Raw genomic sequence first — 7,311 nt, 5'->3', positions numbered from 1 at the left:
GTTGATGGGCAGGGTGGCCCGGCTGGGTGCCAGCCGCAGGCCGGTCACCTCGGTGGCCCGCGGCAGCCGCAGCGTGAGCGTCGGCGGCGTCTTGTACTGCACCACTCGCTGTGGCGCGGTCCATGCCGTAGCCGGGTCGCCATCGGTGGCCGCATACGCCGAGCCGAGGACCTCCACCAGATCGGCATCGCCGGAAGCCCGCGTGGTGTTCGGCTCGGCGACCAGATCCGCCAGTTTGGGTCCCTGCCGCGGACGCACCCATACCGTCGGAGTCACCGTCATCGGGCTCGGCACCGTCAAGGTCCGGCTGAGGTTGACCGGCTCTTCGGGTGCCAGGGCCATCGACGCCGCACAGCGCACGCTGTCCGGCCCCGGCGCACAACCCGGACGGCCCAGCAGTTCGGCGCCCAGTTCCCAGCCGGCGATCGACGCGCCCGGCGGCGGCCCCGGCACCAACACGGTGTGGCGCAACTGGACCGGGTGAGCGAAACCCGATGCGTCGTATTGGGTGACCGTGAGGTCGGTGATCCCGAACTGCACCCCGGGCGTTCCGTCGTCGGTGCCGGCCGCCGTGACTCGCACCCACGGTGTCTCGCCGATCGGCAGGGCGGCGCTCAACGGCTTCCCGGACTCGTCGAACCGCAGCGTGGTGCTGCCGTTGGCGGTTTCGACGAGGATGCGGCGCACCTGCGCGCCAACGGCCGACGCACTCGGTGTCAGGGTGAGGACCGCGTTGGTCACCGGGTCGTCGAAGTCGACCTGAAGCCACTGGCCGACGGCGGCCTGCAGGGCGTTGGACACCCAGGCGGTCGCGGGGTCGCCGTCAACGGCGGCGGCGGGCGAGGTGGCCGTGGCGACGTCGGGCAGGGCCGTGGCATCCGAGGACGAACTCGACACGGTGATACGCCCGCCGGTCCAGCTACCGTAGACCGTGTCGGCACCCGGGACGGGGTAGTCGGGCACCCGGTTGTAGGTATGCCTGGCGTCCCCGGGCGCCCGGATCGCAGACGAATGCAGGTCGACGCGGCCGTAATCGGTTTCCCGGGCCAGCGGGGTGTCGGTGACGGTCACCACCGGCGTCGGGAGCCCGGCGGCCCGGGCGTCCGCGGTCATCAGCACCGGGCCGAGGGGCGGCCGGCCTGACAGCCGTCGCCGTTCGTCCAGGCGCAGCAGCACTTCCGGTCCGCCGTCGACGCGCGGCATCCCGTCTACGTCGGCGAAGTAGGGCGCACCCGCAGCACCGGCCGAACCCACCCGGTAGATCTGCACGGCCGGGTACCGCGGCCGCAGCCCACTGTCGTTGACGAAGCCGGCCAGCAGTCCCGGTCCCATCGGCGCACCGAACTCGGCGACCTGGGTCAGCCCCGGTGACCCCGCGATGGCGCGGTGCACCAGGATCGGCCGGGCTGACCGTGACGATTCGGGATCCAGGTCATTGCGCACCACTACATACGAAATACCCTGGCGCGCAAGCGAATCCGCGAGTCCGGCGGACGGACGTCCGGCCGCGAACAAACGTTGCACCGAATCCAGCGCACGAATGGTCTGCGGTGGCGTCAAGGGAATGGAGTCGCGTACCCCCCATGCGCTGCTGCCCAGCACCTGCAGCGGCTCGTCGTGACTGGTGCCCCATACCTGCGTGGCGAACGGCGCGCCCGGCACCACCAGCACCCGACCCTCCTGGTGCGCGGTGAGCCAGTCCGCCGCCTCGTGCCAATAGTCTGGGATCGCGGTGAAGGTCCCGGGCGGGGTCAGCCGCGTGGACCAGGCCAGCGACGTGCTGACCAGCAGGCCGGTCAGCGCGACGATCCCCACCGCCACCCGGCGGTCGCCTTCCGGATGGGCCAGCGCCGCCAGCCATACCGTCCGCGGCGCGCTGCCGGGGAGCGGGATCCGGCCGAGCAGCTGAGCGAAGCCGAGCACCAGCGGGATCCGGACGACCGGCCCGAGCTTGTGCACATTGCGCAACGGGGTGCCCGCGGCGTCCAGAAACGCCTGCACCTGATGAGCCACCGGCGATCCCAGCCCACCGCTGTAACCGACGGCCAGCAGAACCACCCCCACCAGAAGCATGGCCACCAGCCGGCCCCGGGCCGGCATCGTGTTCAAGGTCAGCCCCGCCAGGCCGGCGCCGGCGACCAGGCAGGTGCCCAGGATGGCCACCGGCCCGGTGACCAAGGGGGCTCCCGCCGTCGCGGTGGGCGCCACGAATGGTGTCCAGCTGTCGGTGCCGCGCAACAACTCCACCAGGGAGGACCACTGGGTCGTCACACCCGAGGACTCGATGAAGTCCAAGAATGGCGGGCTGACGCCGCGCAACTGGCTCAGCGCCACCACCCACCACAACACCGCCGGCACCAGCGCCACCAGCAGCCATCCGGCGTAGCGCAACCACCGTCGGCCGGGCCGGTGCGCGGCCAGCCAGATTGCCGCGGGCAGGCAGCCGGCCAGCGTCGCGATCGCATTGACCGCGCCCATCAACGCCACCGCCAGGCCGGCCTGGCCGGCAAGCACCCGCGCCGAGCGCCCCGAGCCACCCCGTAACGCGAGGATCGTCGGCAGCAGCACCCAGGGCGCGAGCATCATCGGCAGCGTTTCCGAGGAGATCGATCCCAGCGTGGTCAACACCCGCGGTGACAGGCCGAACGCGACGGCGCCGAGCATCCGGGACGTCGGGCTTCCGATACCCAGCGCCTCGGCCACCCGCAACATCCCCCAGCAGCCGACCGTCAGCAGCAGCGCCCACCACAGGCGTTGGGTGACCCAGCCGGGCACTCCGAGCGCGTGGCCGATCAGGAAGAAGGTGCCGTGCGGGAACAGGTAGCCGTAGGCCTGGTTCTGGGACTGGCCGAACGGCAGCTCGCTGTTCCACAGGTTGGTGGCGCGGGACAGGAAGCGCAGCGGGTTAGCGGTGAGATCGAGTTTGGTGTCGGGGGAGACCTGGCCGGGGGACTGGGCGAAGGACAGAACCAGCGAGAGGGCCCCAACCAACAGCAGCCAGCGACGCGACAGGGCCGAACATTCGACCTTCGGCTGGCTAGCTGCGGTTGCCGTACTCGACCCGGTTGAGCACCGACGACCCTGGATCGCCCCCGGGCAGTGGCGGCTTCGTGTCCTGCTGGACCATCAAGGTGACGCCGAAAATCGCGGCTGCGCCGAGCAACAGGCCGACCACCACACTGGCGGCGGCGGGCGCGATGATCCGGTTCATGCAACCGAACCTAGCAGAACGGCGCTGAGCATCGGTCGCCATGCCGAAGCAGTGTGGTGCCGGAATCTCGCGCCGAACTCCCGGCCGCCGCACTGAGCCCGCCCGCGAACTCGGCGGTGAAACGCCCGTGACAGCATGTCCGGATGGCTTTTTCGCGCACCCTGGCCGTCCTCGCCGCCGCGTCGGTGCTCATCGCCGGCTGCCACGGCGGCAGCAAGCCCGGGAAGTCCTCGACCACGGGTAGTCCGAGCTCGTCGAGCACCAGCTCCACACCGGCCGCGGCGCCGGGCCCACGAGTGTGCGCCGACCCGCCTGACGTCCCGGCCAAGATGCCCAACCTGCGTGACAAGCTGGCTCAGCTGCTGATGGTCGGGGTGCGCGACGCCGCCGACGCGAGAAACGTGGTCACGCAGTTTCACGTGGGCGGCATTCTCATCGGCAGCGACACCGACCTGTCCATGCTTCCCGGACCGCTGGGCGAGATCGCCAACGCGGCCGGACCGCTGCCGCTCGCGGTCGGCGTCGACGAGGAGGGCGGTCGCGTCTCGCGGTTGCGGACGTTGCTGGACGGCAGGGGCCCGACGGCCAAGGAAATGGGGCAGATGCCGGTCGAACAGGTCCACGACCTGGCCCTGACCCGGGGCCGCAAGATGAAGGACTTGGGCATCACCGTCGACTTCGCCCCGGTTGTCGACGTCACCGACGCGCCCGATGACACCGTGATCGGCGACCGCTCGTTCGGCTCGGACCCGACGAAGGTCGCCCAGTCCGCCGGCGCCTACGCGCAGGGCCTGCGCGACGCGAAGCTGCTTCCGGTGCTCAAGCACTTTCCCGGCCACGGCCACGGTTCGGGTGATTCGCACACCGGCGGGGTCACCACGCCCCCGTTGTCGGAGTTGATAGCCAACGACCTGGTGCCGTATCGGACCCTGCTCAACGCCATCCCGGTGGCGGTGATGATCGGTCACATGCAGGTACCGGGGTTGACCGGCAGTGACCCGGCCAGCCTGAGCAAGGCCGCGGTCGACCTGCTGCGGAACGGGACCGGCTACGGCGGGCCGCCGTTCAACGGCCCGGTGTTCAGCGACGACGTCTCCAGCATGGCCGCCATCTCCGACCGGTTTGGGGTGACCGAGGCGGTGCTGAAAACGCTGCAGGCCGGTACCGACATAGCGCTGTGGGTCACCACCAAGGAGGTGCCCGCCGTATTGGACCGGCTCGAGCAGGCGGTCAATGCCGGCGATCTGCCGGTGCAGCAGGTGGACGCCTCGCTGGTGCGGGTTGCTTCGATGAAGGGCGTCACCGCGACGTGTGGCCGCTGACGGACAGTGCTTACCCTAGTTTCGAGATGGATAGGGGATAGCGATGGCGGGTGGTACCAAGCGGTTACCGCGTGCTGTCCGTGAGCAACAGATGCTCGACGCCGCGGTGCAGATGTTCTCGGTCAACGGTTACCACGAGACCTCGATGGACACGATCGCCGCCGCGGCCGAGATCTCCAAGCCGATGTTGTACCTCTACTACGGCTCCAAGGAGGACCTGTTCGGCGCCTGCCTGAACCGGGAGATGAGCCGGTTCATCGACGCGGTCCGCGCCGACATCGACTTCACGCAGAGCCCGAAAGATCTGTTGCGCAACACTATTGGAGCTTTCCTGCGCTACATCGACGAGAACCGGGCGTCCTGGATCGTGATGTACACCCAGGCCACCAGTTCGCAGGCGTTCGCCCACACGGTGCGCGAGGGTCGCGAGCAGATCATCGATCTGGTGGCCGGGCTGGTGCGGGCCGGCACCCGCAGCCCGCGCTCGGACGCCGAAATCGAGATCATGGCGGTGGCTTTGGTGGGCGCCGGGGAGGCCATCGCCAGCCGCCTGAGTACCGGTGACATCGACGTCGATGCGGCCGCCGAGATGATGATCGACCTGTTCTGGACCGGACTGCGGGGGGCGCCGCCCGACCGGGACACCGCTCCCCACAGCGCGAGGGGCTGAATTCGCGTGGTGCCGCCCCGCCGCGACGTCGACTTCTTCTGTGCTGTTGTCATCGTGGGACTGCTGGCCGGACTAGCCGGGCTGGCCACCACGGTGGTGCTGCGTTCGGTCGAACATCTCACTTACCACTACACATTCGGCTCGCTGCTGGACGGGATCACCGGCAGCAGTCCGGTACGGCGGGCCCTGGGGCCGATGGTCGGTGCCGCAGTGGCCGGCGCGGGCTGGTGGATGCTGCGCCGGCGCACCGAGGTCCCGCCGCTGGCCGGCACCATCGCCGGGCGCGGGCGGGTCCCGAGACTGACTTGGAGCATCGACGCCATGCTTCAGGTCGTGCTGGTCGGTTCCGGGGCCTCACTGGGACGCGAAGGTGCCCCGCGCCAATTCGCGGCTGTGCTGGGCGATTTCGGAACCGCGTGGCTCCGGCGGCTGTCCCCGGCCGACCGCGAGATCCTGCTGGCCTGCGCGGCCGGCGCCGGCCTGGGTGCGGTGTACGCGGTGCCGATGGCCGGTGCGCTCTTCACTTTGCGGATCCTGCTGAGCACTTGGCGGTTACGCGCTGTGGGCGCGGCCTTGATCACGTCGAGCCTGGCCGTCGCGGTCGGCTCGGCGGTCACCCATGACCACAACGAATTGCATTGGCCGAGTGCGGAATCGGCCTATCTACTCAGTGCACACGGGCTCGCGCTGGCACCGGTGGCCTTCGCGGTGGGCTGGGTCTTCAACAAGATCCTCGCCGCAGCCCGTCCGGCCACCCTGATCCGCTCCTGGGTGCTGGTTCCCGCGCTGGCCGGCGCGGGGCTGCTGACCGGCGTCTGCTCGCACTGGTGGCCGGAGTTGCCCGGCAACGGAAAGAGCGTGCTGACCGTCAGTCTGGCCTCCGGTATGACCCTGACATCGGCGGCCGTCATCCTGGCGCTCAAACCGTTGCTGACGGCCCTGTTCCTGCGCGCCGGGGGCGCCGGCGGACTGCTCACGCCGTCGCTGGCCACCGGGGCGGCCGCGGGGACGCTGCTGGTGCTGACGCTCAATCAGCTTGCCGGTACGCACTTACACGGGCCGGTCATCTCGCTGGGCGCAGCGGCCGGTGTGCTGGCCGTGACGCAGGGTTCACCGATCTGGGCGGCAATCTTCGTCTGGGAACTGGCCCGGCCACCGATCTGGATGCTGCTCGTCTTCGCGGTCACCGCCGTCGGGGCGCACGCGCTCGACAGACTCGTGATCCGCCGTCGTACTCTGCGCCTGGATCACCGGGCCGGTTGATCAGAGGGGTTGCACCGAGGCGGTCAGGTGCGGGTAGCCCTTGGAGATGTGGCGCAGGGACAGTTCCCAACCGTAATTGCGTTCGTCGATATACAAACCGGCGGTAGCCGGTAGCACAACGGGCTTGCCGAACCGCACCGAATACTGCACGGCGTCCGGGAAACGGGCCTCGATGTTCGCCAATACCGCTGCGGCGCTGAACATTCCATGCGCGATAACGGTGGGGAAGCCGAACAGCTTGGCGGCCACCGAGCTGGTGTGAATCGGATTGTGATCACCGCCCACCGACGCGTAGCGACGGATCTGCGCAGGGGTGATCCGCAGCACCGCGGACGGCGGGGGCAGCTTGGGCTGCTTCTGCGGCGGCGGCTTCGGCTCGTCGGAGAGGCTGGTGCGCTGCTGGTGCAGGAACGTGGTCACCTGATGCCACGCCGGGTCGTTGCCGACGCTGACGTCGGTCACCAGGTCGACCAGCAGCCCCTTGCGGTGCTCACGCAGGTTCTCGGCGTGCACCCGCACGCCCACCGTGTCGGTCACCGCGATCGGCCGGTACTGCGTGATCAAGTTCTCGGTGTGCACCGAACCCATTGCGGAGAACGGGAAGTCGAAGCCGGTCACCAACGACATCACCGACGGGAAGGTGAGCGCGAAGGGGTAGGTCAGCGGCACGTTGTTGCCGTAGCGCAGGCCGGTGACCGCCGCGTAGGCGGCCACATTTGCGGGGTCGATGGGCAGTTCCTCGACTGTTACCGTGCGGTCGGACAGCTGGTCGGACCGGGACACCACGGGTAACGCGCCGGCCACTGCCCGCAGCATGTTCCGAAGCCCACTGGGTTGGTTCACCG

6 protein-coding genes are annotated in these 7,311 nt (G+C 69.5%); 3 read left to right on the top strand and 3 right to left on the bottom strand.

Annotated features, from left to right (window positions below):
• Together AWC08_RS16900 and AWC08_RS16895 are read right to left on the bottom strand one after the other, a co-directional pair.
• Positions 1-3,012, bottom strand: a 3,012-nt coding sequence (locus AWC08_RS16900; protein ID WP_085088000.1) for an alpha-(1->3)-arabinofuranosyltransferase, incomplete at its 3' end; no start/stop codon positions are given.
• A gap of 25 nt (positions 3,013-3,037) precedes the next feature.
• Positions 3,038-3,211 (bottom strand): DUF2613 domain-containing protein, encoded by a 174-nt coding sequence (locus tag AWC08_RS16895; RefSeq protein ID WP_065134682.1) that lies wholly within the window; start codon positions 3,209-3,211, stop codon positions 3,038-3,040.
• Between the two features lie 143 nt (positions 3,212-3,354).
• On the opposite strand from AWC08_RS16895, the gene AWC08_RS16890 reads away from it, so the two are divergent.
• Genes AWC08_RS16890 through AWC08_RS16880 form a run of 3 tightly spaced genes read left to right on the top strand, consistent with a single transcriptional unit; the run spans position 3,355 to position 6,466 of the window.
• On the top strand, positions 3,355-4,533 hold the full coding sequence (locus AWC08_RS16890; RefSeq protein ID WP_065134683.1) for a glycoside hydrolase family 3 N-terminal domain-containing protein: 1,179 nt from the start codon (positions 3,355-3,357) through the stop codon (positions 4,531-4,533).
• Between the two features lie 43 nt (positions 4,534-4,576).
• Positions 4,577-5,203: a TetR/AcrR family transcriptional regulator gene (locus tag AWC08_RS16885; RefSeq protein WP_069435187.1), complete on the top strand. Its 627-nt coding sequence runs from the start codon at positions 4,577-4,579 to the stop codon at positions 5,201-5,203.
• Positions 5,204-6,466 (top strand): chloride channel protein, encoded by a 1,263-nt coding sequence (locus tag AWC08_RS16880; RefSeq protein ID WP_069435188.1) that lies wholly within the window; start codon positions 5,204-5,206, stop codon positions 6,464-6,466.
• Here AWC08_RS16880 and AWC08_RS16875 read toward each other — a convergent pair whose 3' ends face one another.
• Positions 6,467-7,309 carry a MaoC/PaaZ C-terminal domain-containing protein gene (locus AWC08_RS16875; RefSeq protein WP_069435189.1) on the bottom strand — a complete coding sequence of 281 codons (843 nt, stop codon included), beginning with the start codon at positions 7,307-7,309 and terminating at the stop codon, positions 6,467-6,469.
• Positions 7,310-7,311 lie beyond the last annotated feature (2 nt).

The sequence above is a fragment of the Mycobacterium gordonae genome (assembly GCF_002101675.1).
GTDB lineage: Bacteria > Actinomycetota > Actinomycetes > Mycobacteriales > Mycobacteriaceae > Mycobacterium > Mycobacterium gordonae.
The sequence above is the reverse complement of the archived record's forward strand: the minus strand, read 5'-3'. Positions and strand labels throughout refer to the sequence as shown.

Excerpts from the sequence above, each read along its gene's own strand:
- AWC08_RS16885 (WP_069435187.1), top strand. The coding sequence starts at position 4,577 with ATGGCGGGTGGTACCAAGCGGTTACCGCGTGCTGTCCGTGAGCAACAG.
- AWC08_RS16890 (WP_065134683.1), top strand. The coding sequence starts at position 3,355 with ATGGCTTTTTCGCGCACCCTGGCCGTCCTCGCCGCCGCGTCGGTGCTC.
- AWC08_RS16895 (WP_065134682.1), bottom strand. The coding sequence starts at position 3,211 with ATGAACCGGATCATCGCGCCCGCCGCCGCCAGTGTGGTGGTCGGCCTG.